The sequence below is a fragment of the Pedobacter sp. Leaf250 genome (assembly GCF_920984735.1).
In the GTDB taxonomy this organism is placed as follows: domain Bacteria; phylum Bacteroidota; class Bacteroidia; order Sphingobacteriales; family Sphingobacteriaceae; genus Pedobacter.
On the sequence record NZ_CAKLBU010000002.1, the window covers coordinates 1 to 23,061 of the forward strand.

Sequence of the window (23,061 nt, forward strand, 5' to 3'; positions counted from 1 at the left end):
ACAAAACAGCCTATGACAACCAGTATTTACTAAAAGAGAATAGCGTACAGACACAAATTGCATAAGTACGCTATACAGGCTAGTTCTGGACTGCCTTAGAATAACAAAAGTATGAAAATTAATATTTCATTTGGAAATCAACACAGAATCTTATATGGTAAAACAACTAATTTAATCGCAATGTGGAACTGTAAATGTCCATGTTTCTGATTCGCTGTTTGGAATGATAAAGCCGTTTCCTTTAGCTGTTTCAAACCATAATTTACCACGAAGTTTTTCTCTTGTTCCAACTTCATTCATGGTTGCGCTATCGTACAAACGGCCATTAATCATAACATATTTAATTTTTTCTGAATTACGAATATCATCTAATGGATTGGCATCCATAATTATTAAATCAGCCAATTTCCCAACCTCCAGCGAACCGATTTCTTTATTCATTCCTAAGTAGGATGCGCCATTTAAAGTTGCATTTCTAATGGCTTGTAACGGAGAAAAACCGCCTTGAACAAACATCCAAAGTTCCCAATGCGCACCCAAACCCTGAATTTGTCCATGAGCACCAAGATTTACTTTTGTACCGCCATCTGCAATTTGTTTGGTTGCTTTTGCAATATCAATGTGGTTGTAGTCACTATATTCAGATGTTGTTCTTCGTCTTGCTCTTGAATCTATAATTGAACGTGGCGTGTAAGTCATTAACTTTTCATTCTCCCAAACATTTGTCCTGTCGTACCAATAATTTTCGCCCCATTGGCCACCGTAAGCAACAATTAAGGTAGGTGTATAACCAACTGAAGTATTGTTCCAAAGCGTAGTTACATCTTTATAAACAGGTAAAACCGGGATGCTGTGTTCAATTCCGGTATGGCCATCAACCACCATATTCATGTTATGGAAAAACGTTGAACCACCTTCGGGTACAACTTCCATTTTTAATTGACGGGCAGCTTCTAAAATTTGCTGGCGCTGCTCTCTGCGTGGCTGATTGTACGATTTTACAGAAAATGCACCAACTGCTTTCAATCTTTTCAGGTTTGCAAGTGCATCATCTAAACTATTGATAACCACTTTAAAATCTCCGTCAGCACCATACAAAATAGAGCCTGTAGAATAAACTCGTGGTCCAACCATTCGGCCTGACTTAAGCATTTCACTTTGACTAAAAACCATTTCTGTGTTGCTCGAAGGATCATGAGATGTGGTAACGCCGAAAGCCAAATTGGCCATATAGCTCCAATCGTTTTGCGGCGTAATCCCATCAGGACTGGTGCGTAAATGCGCATGAACATCAATTATACCAGGCATAATTGTTTTGCCATTCACATCAATTACTTTTGCATTTGCAGGAATAGTTATCGCATCTGCTTTGCCAATTGCCGTAATTTTGTTTCCATCGGTTAAAATTGTACCGTTCTCAATTACTTCATCACCTTTCATCGAGATAATTCTTGCACCTTTTAAAGCCACAATTCCAGTTGGCGCATCACTTTTTAAATTGAGATTTATATCGATTGAACTTGCTTGAGTTTTAGGTGTAGCGCCATCAAAGTTGAAAGCATTCTTTACATCAATTGTAAAATATTTCGGACCCAATGTCCAATGTAAGTTTTTGCTATCGGCGCTCCATTGCATGTACGTTCCGCCGTCTGTTGTAATTTTTGCAACAGGAATTGCCTTATTTCCAGCCGATGCATCCTGGGCAGTTCCAACATTAATCATTGGTGTAATGTAAACATTAAAAAGCTCATTGAAAGCTAACCATTTATTGTCAGGACTAACTACAAATTGGTTTGCGTACTGTGAAGTAAAATGGGTTCTTTCATTTGCACCATTTAAATCAATACTTTTTAAGGCTTTTTTACCATCAGCATAACTTTGGAAATAAATTCGGGTATCCGTATTATTAAATGATGGTTTTATTCCATTATCTGATACCATAATTTTCGAACCACCGGCAGCGGGCATAATAAAAATTCCTGTTCCGCGACCATAATTATAACCTAAAACATCATTTCCGCTACCTTTTCTAAATACAATTTTTTCACCTTTAGTAGAGTATTGTGGAGAATAGTAAAATCCTTTTTCATCGCTTAGCGTAATCGTTTTGCCCGATTTTAAATCAGTTCTTTTTATCGCTCCGCGGAGTTCATCGCTCCAGGTAGTATAAATCACAAATTTTCCATCCGGACTAAAATTTGGCTCAAATTCAAAATCCAAACCATTGGTTAATCTTTCAGGCTTACCATTTGGCAGTTCCTGCTTGTAAAGAAAACCTGCTGCATTGAAAATAATTGTCTTCTCATCAGGTGATGTTGTTAATTGCCTTAACATTTTTGCTGAAAAATCATTACTAAAAACCTGATTTTCAAAATGTAATGCCTGTTGAACGGTTTGGACTGTGTTGGCCTGAAATGGAATAGTTGTTGTAATTAAATTTCCGATTTCAGTTTTCCGAATTTTTCCTTTAGCATAAAACACTAAGCTTTTGCTGTCGGGCATCCATGCGAAGTTTGGATAAACGCCGAAAATTGCCCAGGTTTCTTGTTGGTCGTGAGATAAATCTTCATTAACCGGCCATTCTTCGCCAGTTTTAATATTTTGGACATAGAGTGTTGATTTTAAACGAACACGTTTTACAAAAGCAATTAAATTTCCATCAGGCGAAACCTGCGGGCGACAAGCACCACCTTGCTCATTAATTAATGTGTTTAGTTTTCCAGTGGTTAAATCCAGCTGGCGAATGGCATAAATTGTTCCGTTTGGGTCTTTGCTATATTCGAAATTCGGTCCGGGAGTAACATCTTCACTGAAATATACATATTTTCCATCAGGCGAAACGTTAGGTTCTCCTGCATCTTGCTGGTCATTCTTACGTTTAGTGAGCTGAACACCATCACCGCCATTTATGCTGTACATCCACATTTCGCCAGCACCCAAAGAGCGTCCTGCGGTAAAGTGTTTTCGAGCCACTATATATTCGCTGTTTGGCATCCAAGTCGCATTATTCAACAATCTGAACGTCTCTTTAGTTATTTGCTTTTTATTAGAACCGTCTCGGCCCATAATCCAAATGTTATCTCCACCGCTTTTATCACTGGTGTAAGAAATATATCTTCCGTTTGGGCTAAATCTTGGCTGTACATCATAAGCAATGCCGCCACTAATTAGCTTTGCCTGGCCACCCGAAATCGGCATAGTGTAAATATCACCCAATAAATCGAAAACTATTTCCTGGCCATCAGCACTCACGTCAAGGTTCATCCATGTGCCTTCATCGGTATTTAAAGTAAAGTTTTTAGTCGTACCCTGAAATTTTTCGACATCCCACTTTTTTTCCTGGGCATTTGAGGTGAAAAATAAAAAAGAAAGCGCTGATAGAAAATAGAGTTGTTTCATCTAAATTTTGATTAATTGAGCCGCAATTTAGCAATATCAACAGCTTTTTTATAGTTTTGATACCGCCGATTTATGACAGCAATAGAGATTTTACAAAAATATTGGGGACACCAAGCTTTCAGACCGTTACAGCAAGATATCATTACTTCAGTTTTAGAGGGGAAGGATAGTTTAGCGCTATTGCCAACAGGCGGAGGAAAATCGATTTGTTTTCAGGTGCCGGCTTTGGTTAAAGAGGGAATCTGCATTGTGGTTTCGCCACTAATTGCCTTAATGAAAGACCAGGTTGAAAACCTTAAATCGAAAGGCATTGAGGCAATTGCCATTTACGCAGGGATGGGTAAACGCGAAATTGATTTTTTATTGGATAATTGCATTTATGGCAAAATAAAATTCCTTTATCTTTCTCCAGAACGGTTATTATCGGATTTGGTTCGTGTTAGAATCTCTTACATGAATGTAAATTTGATTGCCGTGGATGAAGCACATTGTATTTCCCAATGGGGATATGATTTTCGCCCTCCTTACCAACAGATTTCTAAACTTAGAGAAATCCTTCCAGATGTGCCTGTTTTAGCATTAACTGCTACAGCAACTGAGTTTGTCAGAAAGGATATTGTAGAGAAACTGGAAATGAAAAATCCGCAGGTTTTCGTTAAAAGTTTTGCTCGAGATAATTTAAGTTATGTTGTTTTCGGACAGGAAGATAAATATAAAAAACTGATTGAGATTTGCAGAAATGTAAAAGGAACGGGCCTGGTTTATGTTCGCAATCGCAGGGAAACCGCAGAGGTTTCAAACTTTATAAATCGCAATCACATTAAAGCTGATTTTTACCACGCAGGTTTAGAACGAGAGGTTCGTTTTCAAAAACAAGAAGACTGGAAACTAAACAAAACCAGAATCATGGTGGCTACAAATGCCTTTGGAATGGGTATCGATAAAGCTGATGTTCGTTTTGTGGTGCATTTAGATTTGCCAGAAAGTTTAGAAGCATATTATCAGGAAGCTGGCAGAGCTGGTCGCGATGAAAAACGCAGTTATGCTGTTTTGCTTGCAAATCAATCTGATGTTTTGAGTCTGGAATCCCGTTATATCAATAGTTTTCCATCTTCCGATGAAATCAGAAAAGTATATCATTATTTAGGAAATTATTTCCAATTGGCTTTTGGAGCAGGAGAGGGTTTGAATTTTACCTTTGATATAGCTGATTTCTGTAAGCGATTTAATATTAGTGTCTTAAAAACTATTTCTGCTTTAAAATTTTTAGAGCATGATGGCTACATCACATTATCTGAAAGTGTTTTTCTGCCATCGAGGTTAATGTTTATTGTTGGTCATGAAGATGTTTATCGTTTTCAAATTGAAAACAAGGCTTACGATGGTGTAATTAAGACCATTCTTCGTTCTCACGGAGGTGCATTTGATGGCTTTGTGAAAATAAACGAGGCAGATTTAGCAAAGAAGCTTGGCGTTTCTTTCAAAGATGTCATCGCAATACTAGACAAACTTCAATCAATAGAAATGTTAACTTATATTCAACAAACCGACCAGCCGCAATTGCAATATGTTCGTTCGAGGGTTGATATGGATCATTTTGATTTGGACGTTAAATATCTTGAATTCAGAAAAGAAATTTTGTTAAAGCAAGTTAATGCCGTTGTTGGCTATACCACTTCACATAAATGTCGCAGCATTCAGTTGCTAAACTATTTCGATGAAGATACCGCTACAAAATGTGGGGTTTGCGATGTTTGCCTGGCTGAGAAAAGAGCTGAAAATGAAGTGCAAATGAGCGATGAAATTGAGTTTGAAATCATTTCTTTACTTCAGCAACAACCCTTAAGTTTAGATGATTTGGTTTCCAATATAAAAAACGGTGCTGAAAATGAAAGAATAGATGGTATTCGAGAATTATTAGATGCTGGCAAAATAAAAACTGACGGGAAGAAATATTATCTTTGATTTTAGATTTACGAATTACGATTTTAGAATATCAATACTAAAAATTCCAACTTTCAAAACCTATCCATGATAGAAAAAAATAATAAGAAAACCATCCGCTCATGGGCTTTCTTCGATTGGGCAAATTCAGCCTATAATTTAGTTATTACCTCAACCATATTTCCAGCTTATTACACCATAATTACTACCACAAAAGAGCATGGCGATAAAGTAACTTTTCTTGGAAGAACCTTTGTTAATACATCGTTATCCAATTATGCACTATCATTTGCATATTTAATCATGGCCCTGGCTTTACCGATTTTATCGTCAATTGCAGATAGGAGAGGAAACAAGAAATCATTCATGAAATTTTTTACATATATGGGTGGTTTGGCTTGTATGGCTTTATATTTTTTTAAGTTAGATACCTTACAAATCAGTATCGTGTTCTTTGTTCTTGCTGCAATGGGATACATTGGAGGCGTACTTTTTAGTAATTCCTATTTACCGGAAATTGCGACCGAAGAACATCAGGATAGGGTTAGTGCACAAGGATTTTCTTATGGATACATCGGATCAGTTGTGCTTCAGTTGATTTGCTTTTTATTCGTACTAAAACCCGAATGGTTTGGTATCATTGATGCATCATTTCCACCGAGATTATCGTTTCTTTTAGTCGGAATATGGTGGATAGCTTTTTCGCAAATTCCATTCGCTGTTCTGCCGAACGGCAAACCGCAGGTTGCTAAGGTTAAAACCAATATCATTAAAGATGGCTTTGGCGAACTTTCAAAAGTTTGGAATCAGTTAAAGCAAATTAAAAAACTGAAAGGGTTTCTATTATCATTCTTTTTTTATTCGATGGGCGTTCAAACAATTATGTTGGCCGCTGCAGGTTTTGCTGAAAAAACATTAAAATTAGGAACGGCTAAACTCATTGCCGTTATCCTCATTATTCAATTGGTTGCCATTCCGGGAGCATTGCTGATGTCGTTTTTAGCAAAAAAATGGGGAAACGTTAATGTATTGATGATGGTAGTTTTAATATGGATTGGCTGTTGTATTTACGGTTATAATATCACAAACGAATATCAATTTTACTCATTGGCAGCAATCGTAGGATTAATCATGGGCGGAATCCAATCTTTATCTCGTTCTACTTATTCAAAATATTTACCTGAAAATACACCAGATAGCACATCATTCTTTAGTTTTTATGATGTTACGGAAAAACTTGCCATCGTAATCGGTTTATTCACCTTCGCGTATATCGAAGATTTAACGGGGAATATTCGCTTTTCAATTATCGCCTTGGCATCATTTTTTATTGTTGGATTGGTGTTTTTAGCTATCCTGAAAAAAATCGAGCGCAAAGAAACAGTAAAATTGTAAGTTTGTAGGCTAAAGAATATTTGTTGATGAAAGTAGAATTGTTTGTTCCTTGTTTTGTAGACCAATTATATCCAGAAACCGCTTTTAATACTTTAAGATTATTAGAAAAATCAGGATGCAAAGTAGAATACAACTCAAAACAAACTTGTTGCGGTCAGCCAGCTTATAATGCTGGTTATTGGGATGAAGCCAAAGAAGTTGGCACCAAATTCTTAAACGATTTTACTGAAAATACTTATGTGGTTGCACCATCTGCTTCTTGTGTGGGTATGGTTAAAGGTGGTTTTAACGATCTATTCACGAATACTATCGTCCATAATAAATGCCGCAGTTTACAATCAAACATCTGGGAATTATCCGATTTTCTGATTAATGTAGCTAAAAAAGATTATTTCGGAGCAGAACTTGAGGGTAAAGCTGTTTACCATGATTCTTGTAGTGCACTTCGCGAATGCAAAATCAAAGATGAACCTCGCCAGTTATTATCAAAGGTTCATGGTTTAGAAATGCTCGAAATGGAAGATACTGATATGTGTTGTGGTTTCGGCGGTACATTTGCCGTTAAATTCGATGCCATTTCATCGGCCATGGCCGAACAAAAGGTGAATCATGCCCTGGCTCAACAGGCAGATTATATTATCTCAACGGATCTATCTTGCCTTTTACATCTTCAGGGTTATATCGATAAAAATAGTCTTCCAATAAAAACCATGCATATTGCCGATGTTTTATGCAATGGCTGGTTAGAAAGTACCGAATACTAACAAGATTATTACTGCTGATTTACAACTCTTTAACACTTTTTAACACGTTTAGCGTTTTATCTCTAATACCTTTGTTAAACCTTTTTTAACCTTTCATATCTAAATAACAAAACATATAAACAAGATGAAAAAAATAATTTTCGCTTTATTAGGAGTTTTATCCATTGCATCAGCAGCAAATGCACAAAAGAAAATTTCAGGAGCAATACAATTTGAAACCACAATAGATCCTGCAGCCATGATGGCGGCAAGTGGGGTTAAATTACCAGAGCAAGCGGCTGCCCGCATGCCTTCTACAAGTAAAACAAATTTTGAGTTACTATTCAATGCCACTAACGCAAGTTATATGCCGGTTGAAGAAACCGAAGATAGCAATGGTGGTGGCGGCGGTGGTGGAATGGGCCGTATGATGATGCGTTTTGGTGGTGCCGGAGGTAACAGAGAATACTATTATTCTTTTGCTGATCAAAAATTAAACGAAGTTTTCGATCTAAACGATACCACTTATTATATGCCTAGCAAACTTACCTTATCAACTTCTGGCCCAATCGGTTCATTTAGAATGGGTGGAGGAAATCCAGCTGATACCGCTAAACCAAAACCAGTTGTGCCACCCAAAATCGAAATTGTTAAAACTGATGCAACAAAGAAAATCATTGGTTTCGATTGCAAGGAAGTGATTGTAAAGTCTACCAGAACGGTAAAAATTTTAGACGCAGATAGAGATGTAACCGAGGAAACCCATATTTGGTACACTAATGATTTAGGTTTTAATTTTTCTCCAAATCCTAAAATGTGGACAGAAGGAACTGTTTTAGCTATCGAAGGTAGGGGTAACAGCACAATTGCTAAAAGTATAGAATACAGAGGAGTTAGTTCTAAAGATGTTACTGCACCTAAAAAAGCTAAACTAATTACCGAAGAAGAATACAAAGTGAAAATGGAAAACTTTAGTAAACGTTTCAGAAACAACCGCCCTGGTGGAGGTAATTTTGGTGGAGCAAGAACTGTTGTAATCGGTCAATAATTTAAAGCAAAATATTATCATGTAAGCCTGTTTATTCATTTAAACAGGCTTTTTTATTTGAAGCACCAAGCAAGTAGTTCTTTGCAGAAATCAGTCCTGCTGTTGTTTCAAGTCCTCGCTGCGCTGTGGGCTTTTCACGTCCATCAGGGCTATATCACATTTTTCATCTCTCTTTTGGAAGTTTTAATTACTAAAGCCTAAAAAATGAAAAGGTAATGATGCATAACTTATTGTTTGAATTTAAATTAAGAGAGGGCAAATACTTATTCAAATTTAAGCTTACCACATTTTCATGCTATAGTTAATTTCCTTATCTTCGCAACAATTAAAAATCACTTTGTATGTGATTTAGAACTAACATTTTTTTAAACCGTTCCGAAATTTTAATCACAATAAGATTAGGAACAAATCATAGTTGTAGATGATTAATATTACTTTACCTGACGGGTCAGTTCGTCAGTATGAAAAGGGCACTTCAGCCCATCAAATTGCATTATCAATTTCTGAGGGTTTAGCCCGTAATGTTTTAGCAGCCGAAGTAAATGGCGAAGTTTGGGATTCAACACGCCCAATCGAAGCAGATTCTTCTGTTAAACTTTTAACCTGGAATGATACCGCTGGAAAATCAACTTTCTGGCATTCATCAGCCCACTTAATGGCCGAAGCGCTAGAAGCACTTTATCCAGGTACTAAATTTGGTATCGGGCCGGCAATTGAAACAGGTTTTTATTATGATGTAGATTTTGGCGATAAAGAATTTTCTTCTGATGATTTCAAAGCCATCGAAACCAAAATGATTGAATTGGCTAAGCAAAAAGAAACTTTTGTTCGCGAAAGTGTAAGCAAAGCTGATGCAATTAAATACTTCACCGAAAAAGGCGACGAATATAAATTGGATTTAATTGATGGTTTGGAAGATGGAAAGATCACTTTCTACACTCAAGGTCAATTTACCGATTTGTGTCGTGGACCACACATTCCAAATACCGGTTTTGTTAAAGCAGTAAAACTGATGAATGTTGCTGGTGCTTACTGGCGTGGCGATGAAACTAAAAAACAGTTAACCCGTATATATGGTGTAACTTTTCCAAAGGCGAGTGAGCTTACTGAATATTTAGCAATGATCGAAGAAGCGAAAAAACGCGATCACCGTAAATTGGGAAAAGAGCTTGAATTATTCGCATTTTCTGAAAAAGTGGGTATGGGTTTACCTTTATGGTTACCTAAAGGAACTGCCTTGCGTGAACGTTTGGTTAACTTTTTAACTAAAGCACAAGCTAAAGCAGGTTACGAGCAAGTGGTTACGCCGCATATTGGTCATAAGAATTTATATGTAACTTCTGGTCACTGGGAGAAATATGGTAAAGATTCATTTCAGCCAATAAAAACCCCGCAAGAAGGAGAGGAGTTTTTCCTAAAACCGATGAACTGCCCTCACCATTGTGAAATTTACAAAACCAAGCCACGTTCTTACAAAGATCTTCCGGTTCGTTTTGCTGAGTTTGGTACCGTTTATCGTTACGAGCAAAGTGGTGAATTACATGGCTTAACTCGTGTACGTGGCTTTACTCAAGATGATGCACACTTATTCTGTATGCCAGAGCAAGTGAAAGACGAGTTTAAAAAAGTAATCGACTTAGTACTTTATGTTTTTAAATCATTGGGTTTCGAAAACTATACTGCGCAAGTTTCGTTAAGAGATCCAGAGAATAAGGCAAAATATATCGGATCTGATGAAAACTGGAGATTATCTGAAACTGCAATTATAGAAGCTGCTGCAGAAAAGGGTTTAAATACTGTTGTAGAATATGGCGAGGCTGCATTTTATGGCCCTAAGCTAGATTTTATGGTTAAAGATGCTTTAGGTAGAAAATGGCAGTTAGGGACCATTCAAGTTGATTATAACCTGCCAGAACGCTTTGAATTGGAATACACAGGGAGTGATAACCAAAAGCACAGACCAGTAATGATTCACCGTGCGCCTTTTGGATCATTAGAAAGATTTATTGCAGTTTTGATAGAACATTGCGCCGGTAATTTCCCATTATGGTTAAGTCCGGAGCAGTTTACAATTCTTCCTATTTCAGAAAAATATGAAGAATATGCAAAAAAAGTTTTAGATGAACTAAATAATTCCGATATTCGCGGGCTGATTGACTTTCGAGATGAGAAAATCGGACGTAAAATCCGTGATGCCGAAGTTAAAAAGATCCCTTATATGCTCATTATCGGTGATAAAGAGATGGCCGAAGGAAAAGTTTCGGTTAGAAAACATGGTGAGGGAGATTTAGGCGAAATGACGTTGGAGGAATTCAACAATTTATTAAGAAAAGAAATAACAGTTTAAATTAAATAATACAAATTTGGCATTAGGAAGACCAGGATTTAACAGGGGACCACGTCCGCCTTTTAAGAAAAAAGAAGCAGAACATAACATTAATCAGTACATTAAATCGCCTGAAGTGCGTTTGGCTGGCGATAATGTTGAACCGGGGATTTATCCTTTGGCAAAAGCTTTGGCACTTGCTGATGAACTGGAGTTGGATTTGGTAGAAATTTCTCCAAATGCAGTACCGCCAGTTTGTAGAATTATTGATTACAGTAAGTTTGTTTACGAGCAAAAGAAAAAGCAAAAGGAAATTAAAGCCAATGCTAAACAAACTGTAATTAAGGAGATTCGTTTTGGTCCTAACACGAACGATCACGATTTCCAGTTTAAACTGAAACATGCAGTAAGCTTTTTAGAGAACGGTGAAAAGGTTAGGGCTTATGTGCATTTTAAAGGTAGAGCAATTGTTTACAAAGAGCAAGGCGAAATTTTATTGTTAAAATTTGCACAGGCTTTGGAAGATGTAGGAAAAGTAGAGTTGTTACCAAAGTTAGAAGGTAAACGTATGTTCTTAACAGTTGCGCCTAAAGTAGTAAAAAAATAAAAATAGGTTTATAAATTAAAAAACAGGTTATGCCAAAAATGAAAACCAATTCCAGTGCTAAAAAGCGTTTTTCGCTTACTGGAACAGGTAAAATCAAAAGAAACAAAGCATACAAAAGTCACATCTTAACTAAGATGAGTACTAAACGTAAACGTGCTCTTGGAAACGCAGGAATTGTAACAGCTGCAGATTCAGGTAACGTTAAACGTATGCTTTGTATCGGAAAGTAATTTATTAATTCACCAGGTATCAGGCATTAAAGATTCTTAAATGAACGCCGCTTACCAAAAAACAACAACAACATGCCACGTTCGGTAAACGCAGTAGCTTCGAGAAGAAGACGGAAAAAAGTCCTTAATATGGCCAAAGGCTATTGGGGCGCAAGAAGTAAAGTTTTTACGGTTGCTAAAAACACAGTTGAAAAAGGTTTGCAATATGCATACCGTGACCGTAAAGTTAAGAAAAGAGAATTCCGCGGATTATGGATCCAACGTATTAATGCAGGTGCTCGTCAGCACGGTATTTCTTACTCTCAATTAATTGGCAAACTTGCTTCAAAAGAAATCGGTTTAAACCGTAAAGTATTGGCTGATTTAGCAATGAATCACCCAGAAGCTTTCAAAGCTGTAATTGATGCAGTAAAATAGAAATTCTCGCTTCGGCGTTAATGATATTTAAAAAGGGAACCAATTTTGGTTCCCTTTTTTGTTAAATCAGGCTATTGGTAAACTTCATTTTGATCCCACTTTGAAAATTCAAAATGGTTTTAAAGATTTCAATTAATGTTACCTTTTCTATTTTAGTTAGGTTATTAATTTCAATTAAGTTATTTGGTGAAACATGCTCCTTAATGATTTGATTCGCTTGGTTTCGTAATCTTAAGCCCATTAAATAATAGTAAGATTGTGTTAATTCGTTAAATTGATTTTGTGTAAATGCATTTAAATCTTTCAATGCCCTTAAGCGTTCTCCTGTATTTTCCTTTTGAAAGATTCTATTTTGTAACGCATAAACCCGAACTAAATCAACAATTGGTGTCATGGCTGTTTTGATATCAAAAACCTCTTTGCTTTCTATTTTTTGTGTTTTTATATTTTTAAAATAGGTTAATGGCGGTTCATACAAAAGCGCATTTTTAGCCAAATAAACATAAAATTTTTCTATTGGCTTTTTAAGCTCTTCATCAACAAACTCCCTTAAATTCTGCATAATTTCCTGATCGCCGTATATGGCCCTACAATCAAAGAAGGCTGCAAACTTCACAGCAGCTTCTGGTAAAGCTTCTTCGATCCAGTTTTTATAATTGTATTTCCAATGCGATAGAGAATGTGTCCAGTTTGGGTTGGTTGCCATATAATCACCATCACAATATACAAAACCAACATAATTCAATTTATCCGAAACCTGTGTGGCAAAATCAAGGAAATAACTTCTAACCATGGCTCTCTTATCTTCTGAGGTATCTTCATAAATAATTGCGTTATCCTGATCGGTTTTTAATGATAATTCTTTTCTACCTTCGCTACCCAATACCATAAAAACAAATTTGGCAGGTGGCTGACCAAGTTTTCGGATTACATCTTCAATAATTTTATTCGATATGGTATCCGCAATCGTTGTAATTACTTCATTCACAATTTCTGCATGTACACCGCGTTCTAAAAGCTGCGAAACAATAGCCGGAACTTTTTGCCATTTGGCTTTTAACTCTTCAGAACTGGTTGCCGATTTTACTGATTGGATAAAAACTAATGGGGATTTGGTTTGCTCGCTCAATAATCTATTGCGACTTAAAAAACCCACAAATTTGCCATCATCTTCTACCAATAAATATCTGGATTTACTGCTAAACATTAATAAAATTGCTTCATACACATATGCGTCTGCGGAGATACTGATGATGTTTTCATCTATTACTTCACTTATCGGAATTAGTGGATTAATCTGTGCAGCAACTACTCGATCTCGTAATGTAATGTCTGTTACAAAGCCTATATACTGATCAACAGAATTTTTAATAAATAAACAGCTGGTTTTATGTTCTGCCATTTTCTTTGCTGCCTCGAAAATAGGAGCGTGGTCGTAGCAGTCTACAATATTTCGATAACCAACACTTTTTAGTTTAGATGAATAAAGTTGGTCTACAACTAAATAGTTGTCTTCAATTGAACTATTATTTTTGTAGAAGTGAGCATATTCATCGTTAAGCATACGCTTCCCGAAATCATTGGCGAAATAATCGAAAAAGTCCTCATAATCTCCGCAAATACTTTTAAAGGTTTTTCTTGGGAGAAAATAAACTTTGGTTTCAGCTTTAGCGAAAACAGTTTTTAACGATTTTCTTTTATTAAACAGAATCGAAATTCCACCACAGGTAGAACCAACATCATAAATTTCATACAGGTGGCGAGTATTATTTTTATCAACGAAAAAGGTTTCGAAGTTGCCCTCAACAATGATTTGAATTCCTTTTACTTTTTGAGTGCCTTGAACAAAGACTTGAGTATATTCCTGATAAATTTGTTCCTCTAAAGCATCCGCAAGACTTGATTGAATTTCATCAGGTAAAATACTGTAAGGTGCAGTGGCTTTTAAAAACTTTAATTTATCTTCCATAAATCACAATGAAAATAGTCGTTTGAAAGATTTACCGTAAGCATTATTTTGTTTTTGTATCTCTGGCGCAAAATTATTGTTCTGTGCTTCTATTGCATCTATGTTTATCTTTCCGGAATTAAGCAGATGATAAAATATTTTAGCGGTATTCGATGCATCTGATAAAGCGTTATGAAAGTCTTTGGGTTTTTCATTAAACAATATTTCATAAAATTGATTTAGCCTAAGCAACTCTACGCTTGGGTTCCTTACATAAGGTTTGCTGGCTTTCATAGTACAATAGAAATTTAAGTTTGATAACACATTCTCTATGCCTAAGCGCTGAAATGTTACGTTTACCATGTGGTAGTCAAATTCTATAAAGTGCCCAATTATCAGGGGCTTAAATTTTTGGATATCCTGATAGAATTCCATCATTACCACTTCACTCGATTTTCCATTTTCTTGAAGAAATTCTGCAGTAATTTGATGGATTTTTTGTGATGACTTATCTATGGTAATAGCATCATACCTAATGTAAAAATTCTTTCTAATAATTTCATTACCTGTTTTATCAAATATAATCCAGGCGATTTGAATAATATAAGGCCAATTATTTTTTTGTAAATAAGGTGCTTTCCAGTTTTTTGGCAAACCAGAAGTTTCTGTATCTAGAAATAAAAGGTAATCTTGCAAAAGCTAAAAGTATTAGTGTAGAAATGATCCTTAATACTCAAATATAATAATTTAAAGCACTTATTGTTTGAATAGGATAGATGCGGCTATTTCTTGCGGAATTTTGAGTTAAATAAACCCGGTTGAAATGGAAGCCATTTTTTCAATGGCGAAATGGAAAACGGGTGTACCGATAATTGGAACACTAAAATTGCTTTCCAAAAAAAAAATCTCCAAAGATTTTAGTCAATGGAGATTTTTTTAAATTATAAATTTAAAGTGAGATAAAACAAGGCGGCAAGTGTAGCTCCGATAATTGGCCCAACTATTGGCACCCAAGAATATCCCCAATCGCTGGAGCCTTTACCTTTCATTGGAATAATGGAATGAATGATTCTAGGTCCAAGATCTCTAACCGGATTAATGGCGTAACCAGTGGTTCCACCTAGCGCTAAACCAATTACCCAAACTAAAAATGCTACTGGAATGGCGCCTAATGAACCTAAACCAATAGGTGTTTTATCGCTACCCATTTCGGCATTTGTAAAGTAAAAGATCACGAAAATAAGTACAAATGTTCCGATAATTTCGGAGAATAAATTTGATTTTAAATTTCTGATTGCTGGCGCTGTTGCAAATGGCGCAGCTTTCAGTCCTTTATCTTCTGTTGCATCAAAATGGTCTTTATACATTACCCACACTAAAAATGATCCAACCATGGCGCCGCAAAGTTGAGCTAAAATATAATAAGGCACTTTAATCCAATTAAATTTCTGTGCTATGGCTAATGCAATGGTTACCGCGGGATTTAAATGCGCACCGCTAAAAGGTGCAGCAACAACTACACCAACGAATACAGCGAGTGCCCAAGCAGTTGTGATTACTATCCAGCCACTATTATTTCCTTTTGTGCCTGTAAGTACAACGTTGGCAACAACACCATTTCCAAGTAAAATTAGAAGTGCTGTGCCGATAAATTCAGCAACGAATTCTGTCATGATAATATTTGGTTAAAATTTGTAAACATAAACTAATCTTCAGCACTTGCCTTTGCAGCCTTTATGGCCTTATTCCAGCCTTTAATTCGTGCTGAATTATCAATTCCAGTTTCGGCTATAAAAGTTTTATCTACCTTCCATTGCGATCTTATTTGATCTACACTATCCCAAAATCCAGTTGCCAAACCAGCTAGATATGCAGCTCCCAGGGCTGTAACTTCTGTTATTTCCGGACGAATAACTTTACAATTTAATAAATCAGCTTGAAACTGCATCAACAAATTATTGGCAGTTGCGCCACCATCAACACGAAGTTCTGCAATATTTACGCCTGCATCTGCCTCCATGGCTTTTAAAACATCCATTGTCTGGAAAGCTATACTTTCTAAAGCAGCCCTTGCAATGTGCGATTTATTTGTTCCTCTTGTTAAACCCGTTATTGTTCCTCTGGCATGTTGGTTCCAATGTGGTGCACCTAAACCAGCGAATGCAGGTACAACATAAACACCATCGGTTTCTTTTACTTTTTGCGCCAGGGTTTCTACATCTGCAGATTTTGAAATTAATCCCATTTCATCTCTTAACCATTGTACAACGGCGCCGCCAATAAAAATACTTCCCTCTAAAGCATAATGAACCTGATCTTTAATTTTCCAGGCAATTGTGGTGAGTAGATTATTTGATGAAATTTTTGCTTCGGTGCCGATGTTCATTAACATAAAACAACCTGTGCCATAGGTGTTTTTTACCATTCCAACATCAGTACACATTTGGCCAAATAATGCTGATTGTTGATCGCCAGCAATACCCGCAATGGGAATTTTTGCAGCTAAAATTCTTCCAGCAGTTTCTCCATATACTTCACTTGATGATTTTACTTCAGGCAACATGCTTTTTGGTATGCCAAATAGATTAAGTAATTCATCATCCCAAGCCAAGGTGTGGATGTTATAAATCATTGTTCTTGATGCATTCGTAACATCAGTTACATGTTTTTCTCCACCTGTTAACTTCCAGATTAACCACGAATCTATCGTTCCAAAAGCTAATTGACCAGCATCTGCTTTTTCTCTAGCACCTTTTACATTTTCTAGAATCCATTTTGCCTTGGTTGCTGAAAAATAGGAATCGATAATTAATCCTGTTTTTTCCTGTATTTTACTTGATAAGCCCTGCGCTTTTATTTCATCGCAGTATGTGGATGTTCTCCTGTCTTGCCATACAATGGCATTGTAAATGGGTAAACCTGTTTCACGATCCCAAACTACAGTAGTTTCCCGTTGATTGGTGATGCCAATAGAGTCGATATCGGTAGCCGATAGTCCAGCTTTTACGATTACTTCTGCGGCAACAGATAATTGTGTTGACCAGATTTCTAATGGATCGTGTTCTACCCAGCCGGCTTGAGGATAAATCTGTGTAAATTCTCTTTGGGCTATGGCAACGATTTCGCCATTATGATTAAAAATGATCGCTCTCGAACTTGTGGTTCCCTGATCGAGAGACATGATATACTTGCTCATAATTTATTTTGGTTAGTTTATTTCACAATTTCCTCAACTGAATCGATAGATGCAGCTTGATAGATATAGCCGTTGGCTAATTTATTAAAAATATCAATTTGATCGTTTTCCCAACCAATTTGTTGCTTAAGTTCTTTGGCTAGGAGTGAGGCTACTTTTGGCGCCATTTCTTTTGCCGCATGCGCATCAATAAAAAGTATTCGCAGTCTTCTGCTCAAAATATCTTCAACAGTTTCTGCCATTTCATTTCTTGCCGACCAAACTACTTCTGCCATTAAGTATGGAAAATTTGGATGAATCTTTTGATTGAGTTCTGGTTCATTCTGCGCCAATTTTTCTATAAGTTTTCTATCAGTTCCATAAATATCAAGATGATGATTGCCTTGGAATTCAGTGCAACCATGAATTTTTAGTTCTTTGGTGACACATGGTTTTGCATTTAAACCAGCATGAGATATTGCTAGATCGATTGTTTCTTCTGCCATTCGGCGATAAGTAGTCCATTTTCCTCCTGTTATGGTGATAAGACCTTTAGCTGATATCATTAATTTGTGATCGCGGCTAATTTCTTTCGTGCTATTTCCATCGCCATTGGTTGGTGCTGCCAGAGGCCTCAAGCCCGAAAAAACACTTAAAATATCTTTCTCTAGAGGTTTTCTATTAAAATATGATGCTGCCGTAGCCATAATAAAATCTACTTCTTCTTTTAGTGCCCTTGGTTCTAAACTATGTTCTTTCAAGGGTGTATCGGTAGTGCCCACTAATAAATGCTCGTGCCAAGGGACAGCAAATAGCACTCGTCCGTCAGAAGTTTTTGGAATCATTAATGCAGACTCGCTATTCAAAAAGCTTTTATCCAACACCACATGTACGCCTTGGCTAGGACGAACAAGTTTTTTAGATTGTGGATTATTCATTTGTAGGATGTCATCAACAAACACTCCAGTTGCATTGATAACCACTTTCGCGTTGTGTTTCGATATTTCGCCTGTAATTGTATCCTCAATTTCAACTCCAATCACATCGTTGCCCGAATTCTTTAATAATCCGATTACTTTCGTATAGTTACATAATGTTGCTCCATTTTCAATGGCAGTTTGAGCGATATTTATAGCTAATCTGGCATCATCAAATTTGCCATCATAATATCTGATGCTTCCTTTTAAACCTTTCTCTTTGATGCCAGGCATGATTGCTAAAGTCTGGCTTTTACTAAAGTATTTTGATTTGCCAAAACTAAATTTTCCAGCCAACCAATCGTATAGTGTAAGTCCGGTTAAGTATTTGGCAACTGAAAACCAATCGTAGCAAGGAATTATAAATTCTTCTCTATTCACTAAATGTTGTGCATTTTTTTGAAGTAACCCGCGTTCTCTTAAGGCATGTTTTACTAAGCCAATATCACCTTGGGCCAAATATCTCACACCGCCGTGAACAAGTTTGGTACTACGGCTGGATGTGCCTTTAGCAAAATCTGATTGTTCTACAAGCAGCGTTTTCAAACCTCGGGTAGTTGCGTCGAGCGCTGTGCCCAAACCGGTTGCGCCACCACCTATAATAATGATATCCCAATAACTATTGTTAATTAATTGAGGATGATGTAGTCTTTCCATTTATCTACAAAAATAATAAAACGAAACAATACGCAATTATAAGTAATCATTATCGAAATAATATAATGTATATGTTAAAAAAATATTAAATATTAAGGCGTCTCAATTTTGAGGATATTATTTCCTAATTTGCAGCATAATAATCAAGAGAACTTTATGATGAATTTAGCTGAAAGGCATCAGTTTATACTAAATCGCCTGCAAAGAGATCAATATATTAATGTGATAGATTTGTGTAAGGAGTTGAAAGTTTCATCTGTAACAATAAGAAAGGATTTAAAACTTCTTGAAGAGAAAACTTTACTGTTTCGAACACACGGTGGTGCAACCATTAATAATCCATATACAGTTGATAGACCCGTAAACGAAAAGGAAAAAATACAGTCAACCGAAAAAAATAAAATAGGTTTAGCGGCTGTTTCATTATTAAATGAAAATGATTCAATTGTAATTGCTTCAGGAACTACAGTATTTTATTTTGCAAAAAATATTCCATCGGGCACAACTTTAACTGTTGTAACTTCCGCGTTAAATGTTGCATTGGAATTAATGCGTGAACCAAGTATCGAAGTGATTCAACTCGGTGGATTGTTAAGAAAAAGTTCTTCATCAGTTATGGGTTCATATGCCGAACAAGTGTTAGGTGATTTTTTCTTTAATAAATTATTTTTAGGTGTGGATGGTATTGATCTTGATTATGGTTTAACCACTACAAATGCGATGGAGGCGCACCTGAATAGAAAAATGATCGGTGCCTCGCAAAAAACAATTGTGCTGGCCGATTCTACAAAATTTGGAAAACGAGGTTTTGGAAAAATTTGCGGTTTGGAAGAGATTGATCATATTATTACAGATAAAGGAATTTCTGAACAAATTGTAAAACATTTAGAAAGTTTAGGTGTTACTGTTACTATTGTGTAGTTTACATCGCTCACCCTTAAACCAAAACGATATAATTTGAATATGAATACTAAACGAATACACATTCTAGAGGACGACCAAGAAATCAGGAATGTAATTGAAATCCTACTAAAAGAAGAAGGTTTCGAATTGCAACTGTCTTCTACTTTTGCAGAATTGAAAAAAAATATTCAGGATGCAATGCCTGATCTTTTCTTACTTGATGTAATGTTACCTGATGGTAATGGAGCCGAAATTTGCGAAGATTTGAAAACAGATATTTTTACTAAACACATCCCTATTATTGTAATGTCAGCACAGAACAATAGCGAACAAAAAGCTATCGCTGCATTTGCTAATGATTACATCAGTAAACCATTTGATATTGATGACGTACTGGAGCGTATTAATAAGCAATTAAAAATAAGCGCTGAAAAGAGCGCAACTAGAGCATAGCTTTTAAGTTATATCCAAAAAAAAAGAGGAGCATTTGCTCCTCTTTTTTTTTGGAATATTAATCTGCTTATTAACTAAAGACTTAATGACGTACGTTGGTAATATAAAATGAGTAAATCATAACGTTACGGTTATCAAAAGAAATTCAAAGCGATGATAAACGCAAAAAAGCTACCCTATTGAGGTAGCTTTTTCAGCGGAAAGCGAGGGATTCGAACCCCCGGACCTGTTACAGTCAACAGTTTTCAAGACTGCCGCATTCGACCACTCTGCCAGCTTTCCGGAGGCAAAAGTACAAACTCCGGTCAAATCTGCAAACTATAGATGCGTTTTTTTTATATTAAATTGATAATTGCTTAACACAGAGGTAGAAAAAATTATTTTTTCTGGATGTTTCCCTCAATCGGATCAGATTTTTTGAACAAGTTGAATGTTGGCCTGATAATTTTGACGCTGCGTTTACTTACATCAACACTCGCATTAAGTTCAAAACCAATAAGTAAAATCAAGGAGTTCAGGTATAGCCAGATCATTACTACGATTAATGTTCCGATAGATCCGTAAACCTTATTATACGAAGCGAAATGGTTGATGTAATATGAGAATCCCCAGATGGTTAAAAAAGCCAAAATGGTGGCCAACCAAGAGCCTGCGCTAAATAGCTTCCATTTCTTGGTATGCGACGGGCCATAACGGTAAAGTATAGAGATGGTAATGAAATACAGGATAGCCAATAACGCCCATCTGGTAATGTTGATGGCGTAAACAGCCAAACTATCTTTAATGTGTAATTCTCCTTTAATGTAGTTTAATGCAACCTCCCCAATTGCCATTGCGCTTATGCAAACAATTATGGAAAGACAAATCACTGAAGTTAGTACAAATGCTATTAATCTTTGCTTTAACCAGCCTCGGGTTTCTATAATTAAAGATGATTTGTTAAAAGCCTTCATCAAATTTTTAACACCATTTGTGGCGAAGAATATTGCAGATAGAAAACCAAAAGATAATAAACCTGTATTCTGATTTTTAACAATATCTTTTAATGTAGATTCAAAGGCATCATAAGCATTGTGCGGCAAAACCAATTCAATTAAATTTAATAATTGATCCTGGAAACCTTTAATTGGAATAAAAGGTATCAAGGTAAAGAGGAAAATTATTCCTGGGAATATGGCCAGCATAAAGCTATAAGCCAATGATGATGATTTGTTTACTAGTGTATCTTTACCAATTTCCCTAAAAAAGAAGGTTGCAACTGTGTAAAGGGGTAAGGGGCTAAATCCAGGCAATACACATCCCTTAGTCCATTCGATAAATTTCGAATAGATTCTAAGATGTAATAATTGCTTGTGTAACCATTCCATTTTTTTTAATTAGAAATATTGTTTTACACCTTCCATAAAATTTTGGGGTGGGTGGCAAGGTCTTCTGGTTGCTTTATCTACAAAAACAAGAACGGTTTTTCCAATATTAATTAGTTCTTCCTTTTCATTGTAAATTTCGTATTCCACATTTAAACGAACTGTAGGTAAATCTTTTACAATGCATTTAACAGTAAGTATCTGATTGTATAATGCTGGTTTTAAAAACTTGGATTGAAGCTCTAACAATGGAAGCATTACACCTTCAGCCTCCATCGATTCGTAGGTTATGCCCGAACAAGCTTCAAAACATTCTGTTCTTGCTATTTCATAATATAGTGCGTAGTTCGCGTGGTGAACAACTCCCATTTGATCGGTTTCTGCATACCGCACTTTAACCTTCGTTTCGTGTACAAACATTACCTGAAAATATTTTTCTTGTTTAAGGCATCACGGTATTTTTTTGCATTAATTTCATGTTCTGCCTTCGTTTCGGCAAAGTTGTGATAGCCCGAAAAATCTTCTTTTGCACACATGTAGATGTAATTGTTTTCGTTACGGTTTAAAACTGCATCTATTGCATTAATACTAGGCATCATAATTGGCCCAGGAGGCAGTCCAGCATATTTGTAGGTATTGTAAGGAGATTGAACCTGCAATAGTTTACCAGTAACGCGTTTAACCGTAAAATCGTTATTTGCAAAAATAACGGTAGGGTCTGCTTGCAACAAAATTCCTTTGTTTAATCTATTTAAATACAAACCAGCAATAATCGGCATCTCTTTATCGTAGAGGGCTTCAGCATCTACAATTGATGCTAAAGTGTAAACTTGAGCAGGTTTAAGATTTAAACTTGCAGCCTTTTGCTTACGTTCTGTAGTCCAAAATCTATCATACTCTTTATGCATCCGTTCCAAAAAGTCTGCAGGCGAAGTATTCCAATACATTTCGTATGTATTTGGAATAAACATGGTATAGATGTTATCCTCATTAAAGCCATACTTAGAAATTAAGGCAGATGAATCTAGCGCATTAATAAAGCTTAAAGAATCTGCTTCTAAATTACTCGCTAAGTAAGCAGCAAAGTTTTCTTTTTTACGGATATTTTGGAATTTTAATTTTACTGGCTCTTGATTTCCCGCTTTAATTAAATTGATCAACGTTCTGTTGGTCATGCCTTTTTTTAAACGGTAACGACCAGGCTTGAAACTGGTTGGTAAATTCATCTTACCTGCAGCTTTAGCAAACGAGGATGTACTGTTTAACATATCCCTTTTCTCAAGTTCAAATATCAACTCATCATAACTTTGGTTAGTTTTGATATATAAATATTTTTGATTTTCGGTAACGTTAGGCGAAAAGTAAAGCCTGTAAAAGTTTAGGGCAAAATAGCCAGCAATCAAAATAATAATTACAGCAATAGCAATTACTGCTTTTTTACCAGTACTCATATTCTTTTTTTCTACTTCGGTCAT

The 23,061-nt window shown here is 36.1% G+C and carries 19 protein-coding genes and 1 tRNA gene; 10 read left to right on the top strand and 10 right to left on the bottom strand.

Features of this window, described 5'->3' with window-relative positions:
• Positions 1–171: 171 nt before the first annotated feature.
• Positions 172–3,399 (bottom strand): amidohydrolase family protein, encoded by a 3,228-nt coding sequence (locus LUA91_RS01820; RefSeq protein WP_231424247.1) that lies wholly within the window; start codon positions 3,397–3,399, stop codon positions 172–174.
• A gap of 72 nt (positions 3,400–3,471) precedes the next feature.
• Between LUA91_RS01820 and LUA91_RS01825 the strand changes: the two genes are divergently transcribed.
• The 8 genes from LUA91_RS01825 to rplT all read left to right on the top strand — a co-directional run bounded on the left by LUA91_RS01825 (position 3,472) and on the right by rplT (position 12,109).
• Positions 3,472–5,364 carry an ATP-dependent DNA helicase RecQ gene (locus tag LUA91_RS01825; protein WP_231424248.1) on the top strand — a complete coding sequence of 631 codons (1,893 nt, stop codon included), beginning with the start codon at positions 3,472–3,474 and terminating at the stop codon, positions 5,362–5,364.
• Positions 5,365–5,430: 66 nt separating this feature from the next.
• A complete protein-coding gene (locus LUA91_RS01830) occupies positions 5,431–6,738 on the top strand; it encodes an MFS transporter (RefSeq protein ID WP_231424249.1) in 1,308 nt (435 codons plus the stop codon).
• Positions 6,739–6,764: 26 nt separating this feature from the next.
• Positions 6,765–7,502: a (Fe-S)-binding protein gene (locus LUA91_RS01835; protein ID WP_231424250.1), complete on the top strand. Its 738-nt coding sequence runs from the start codon at positions 6,765–6,767 to the stop codon at positions 7,500–7,502.
• 124 nt (positions 7,503–7,626) lie between these two features.
• Positions 7,627–8,529, top strand: coding sequence for a hypothetical protein (locus LUA91_RS01840; RefSeq protein ID WP_231424251.1), 903 nt, complete (start codon positions 7,627–7,629; stop codon positions 8,527–8,529).
• A 421-nt stretch (positions 8,530–8,950) separates the two neighbouring features.
• Entirely contained in the window at positions 8,951–10,876 is a 1,926-nt protein-coding gene (gene thrS, locus LUA91_RS01845; protein ID WP_231424252.1) for a threonine--tRNA ligase, read from the top strand.
• A gap of 16 nt (positions 10,877–10,892) precedes the next feature.
• A complete protein-coding gene (gene infC / locus LUA91_RS01850) occupies positions 10,893–11,462 on the top strand; it encodes a translation initiation factor IF-3 (RefSeq protein WP_056848841.1) in 570 nt (189 codons plus the stop codon).
• Positions 11,463–11,491: 29 nt separating this feature from the next.
• A complete protein-coding gene (gene rpmI, locus LUA91_RS01855) occupies positions 11,492–11,692 on the top strand; it encodes a 50S ribosomal protein L35 (RefSeq protein WP_133262711.1) in 201 nt (66 codons plus the stop codon).
• 72 nt (positions 11,693–11,764) lie between these two features.
• Entirely contained in the window at positions 11,765–12,109 is a 345-nt protein-coding gene (gene rplT / locus LUA91_RS01860) for a 50S ribosomal protein L20 (RefSeq protein ID WP_029285460.1), read from the top strand.
• A gap of 61 nt (positions 12,110–12,170) precedes the next feature.
• On the opposite strand, the gene LUA91_RS01865 is transcribed toward rplT, so the two are convergent.
• The 5 genes from LUA91_RS01865 to LUA91_RS01885 form a co-directional block, all read right to left on the bottom strand.
• Complete coding sequence (locus tag LUA91_RS01865; RefSeq protein ID WP_231424253.1) at positions 12,171–14,078, bottom strand: DUF294 nucleotidyltransferase-like domain-containing protein; 1,908 nt, start codon at positions 14,076–14,078, stop codon at positions 12,171–12,173.
• Between the two features lie 3 nt (positions 14,079–14,081).
• Entirely contained in the window at positions 14,082–14,753 is a 672-nt protein-coding gene (locus tag LUA91_RS01870) for a 3'-5' exonuclease (protein WP_231424254.1), read from the bottom strand.
• A gap of 245 nt (positions 14,754–14,998) precedes the next feature.
• Positions 14,999–15,730 carry an MIP/aquaporin family protein gene (locus LUA91_RS01875; protein WP_231424255.1) on the bottom strand — a complete coding sequence of 244 codons (732 nt, stop codon included), beginning with the start codon at positions 15,728–15,730 and terminating at the stop codon, positions 14,999–15,001.
• A 32-nt stretch (positions 15,731–15,762) separates the two neighbouring features.
• Entirely contained in the window at positions 15,763–17,253 is a 1,491-nt protein-coding gene (glpK, locus tag LUA91_RS01880; protein ID WP_231424256.1) for a glycerol kinase GlpK, read from the bottom strand.
• 17 nt (positions 17,254–17,270) lie between these two features.
• Positions 17,271–18,866 (bottom strand): glycerol-3-phosphate dehydrogenase/oxidase, encoded by a 1,596-nt coding sequence (locus LUA91_RS01885; protein ID WP_231424257.1) that lies wholly within the window; start codon positions 18,864–18,866, stop codon positions 17,271–17,273.
• Positions 18,867–19,022: 156 nt separating this feature from the next.
• Between LUA91_RS01885 and LUA91_RS01890 the strand changes: the two genes are divergently transcribed.
• Both LUA91_RS01890 and LUA91_RS01895 read left to right on the top strand, forming a co-directional pair.
• Positions 19,023–19,787, top strand: a complete 765-nt coding sequence (locus LUA91_RS01890; RefSeq protein WP_231424258.1) for a DeoR/GlpR family DNA-binding transcription regulator — start codon at positions 19,023–19,025, stop codon at positions 19,785–19,787.
• A gap of 42 nt (positions 19,788–19,829) precedes the next feature.
• The gene (locus LUA91_RS01895; RefSeq protein WP_231424259.1) at positions 19,830–20,222 is read left to right on the top strand and encodes a response regulator transcription factor; all 393 of its coding nucleotides are present in this window, start codon (positions 19,830–19,832) and stop codon (positions 20,220–20,222) included.
• A gap of 197 nt (positions 20,223–20,419) precedes the next feature.
• On the opposite strand, the gene LUA91_RS01900 is transcribed toward LUA91_RS01895, so the two are convergent.
• From LUA91_RS01900 to mltG, 4 genes are all read right to left on the bottom strand, one after another.
• Positions 20,420–20,504 (bottom strand) — tRNA-Ser (locus LUA91_RS01900).
• Between the two features lie 95 nt (positions 20,505–20,599).
• Positions 20,600–21,589 (bottom strand): YihY/virulence factor BrkB family protein, encoded by a 990-nt coding sequence (locus tag LUA91_RS01905; protein WP_231424260.1) that lies wholly within the window; start codon positions 21,587–21,589, stop codon positions 20,600–20,602.
• A 9-nt stretch (positions 21,590–21,598) separates the two neighbouring features.
• A complete protein-coding gene (locus LUA91_RS01910; RefSeq protein ID WP_231424261.1) occupies positions 21,599–22,006 on the bottom strand; it encodes a thioesterase family protein in 408 nt (135 codons plus the stop codon).
• The gene (gene mltG, locus LUA91_RS01915; protein ID WP_231424262.1) at positions 22,006–23,061 is read right to left on the bottom strand and encodes an endolytic transglycosylase MltG; all 1,056 of its coding nucleotides are present in this window, start codon (positions 23,059–23,061) and stop codon (positions 22,006–22,008) included. The genes LUA91_RS01910 and mltG overlap by 1 nt, the downstream gene beginning before the upstream one ends.

Coding starts and splice junctions, on each gene's coding strand:
- LUA91_RS01830 (WP_231424249.1), top strand. CDS start 5,431: ATGATAGAAAAAAATAATAAGAAAACCATCCGCTCATGGGCTTTCTTC.
- rplT (WP_029285460.1), top strand. CDS start 11,765: ATGCCACGTTCGGTAAACGCAGTAGCTTCGAGAAGAAGACGGAAAAAA.
- rpmI (WP_133262711.1), top strand. CDS start 11,492: ATGCCAAAAATGAAAACCAATTCCAGTGCTAAAAAGCGTTTTTCGCTT.
- LUA91_RS01910 (WP_231424261.1), bottom strand. CDS start 22,006: ATGTTTGTACACGAAACGAAGGTTAAAGTGCGGTATGCAGAAACCGAT.
- LUA91_RS01825 (WP_231424248.1), top strand. CDS start 3,472: ATGACAGCAATAGAGATTTTACAAAAATATTGGGGACACCAAGCTTTC.
- LUA91_RS01820 (WP_231424247.1), bottom strand. CDS start 3,399: ATGAAACAACTCTATTTTCTATCAGCGCTTTCTTTTTTATTTTTCACC.
- glpK (WP_231424256.1), bottom strand. CDS start 17,253: ATGAGCAAGTATATCATGTCTCTCGATCAGGGAACCACAAGTTCGAGA.
- LUA91_RS01875 (WP_231424255.1), bottom strand. CDS start 15,730: ATGACAGAATTCGTTGCTGAATTTATCGGCACAGCACTTCTAATTTTA.
- LUA91_RS01895 (WP_231424259.1), top strand. CDS start 19,830: ATGAATACTAAACGAATACACATTCTAGAGGACGACCAAGAAATCAGG.
- LUA91_RS01885 (WP_231424257.1), bottom strand. CDS start 18,866: ATGGAAAGACTACATCATCCTCAATTAATTAACAATAGTTATTGGGAT.
- LUA91_RS01890 (WP_231424258.1), top strand. CDS start 19,023: ATGATGAATTTAGCTGAAAGGCATCAGTTTATACTAAATCGCCTGCAA.
- LUA91_RS01905 (WP_231424260.1), bottom strand. CDS start 21,589: ATGGAATGGTTACACAAGCAATTATTACATCTTAGAATCTATTCGAAA.
- LUA91_RS01835 (WP_231424250.1), top strand. CDS start 6,765: ATGAAAGTAGAATTGTTTGTTCCTTGTTTTGTAGACCAATTATATCCA.
- thrS (WP_231424252.1), top strand. CDS start 8,951: ATGATTAATATTACTTTACCTGACGGGTCAGTTCGTCAGTATGAAAAG.
- mltG (WP_231424262.1), bottom strand. CDS start 23,061: ATGACCGAAGTAGAAAAAAAGAATATGAGTACTGGTAAAAAAGCAGTA.
- LUA91_RS01865 (WP_231424253.1), bottom strand. CDS start 14,078: ATGGAAGATAAATTAAAGTTTTTAAAAGCCACTGCACCTTACAGTATT.
- LUA91_RS01840 (WP_231424251.1), top strand. CDS start 7,627: ATGAAAAAAATAATTTTCGCTTTATTAGGAGTTTTATCCATTGCATCA.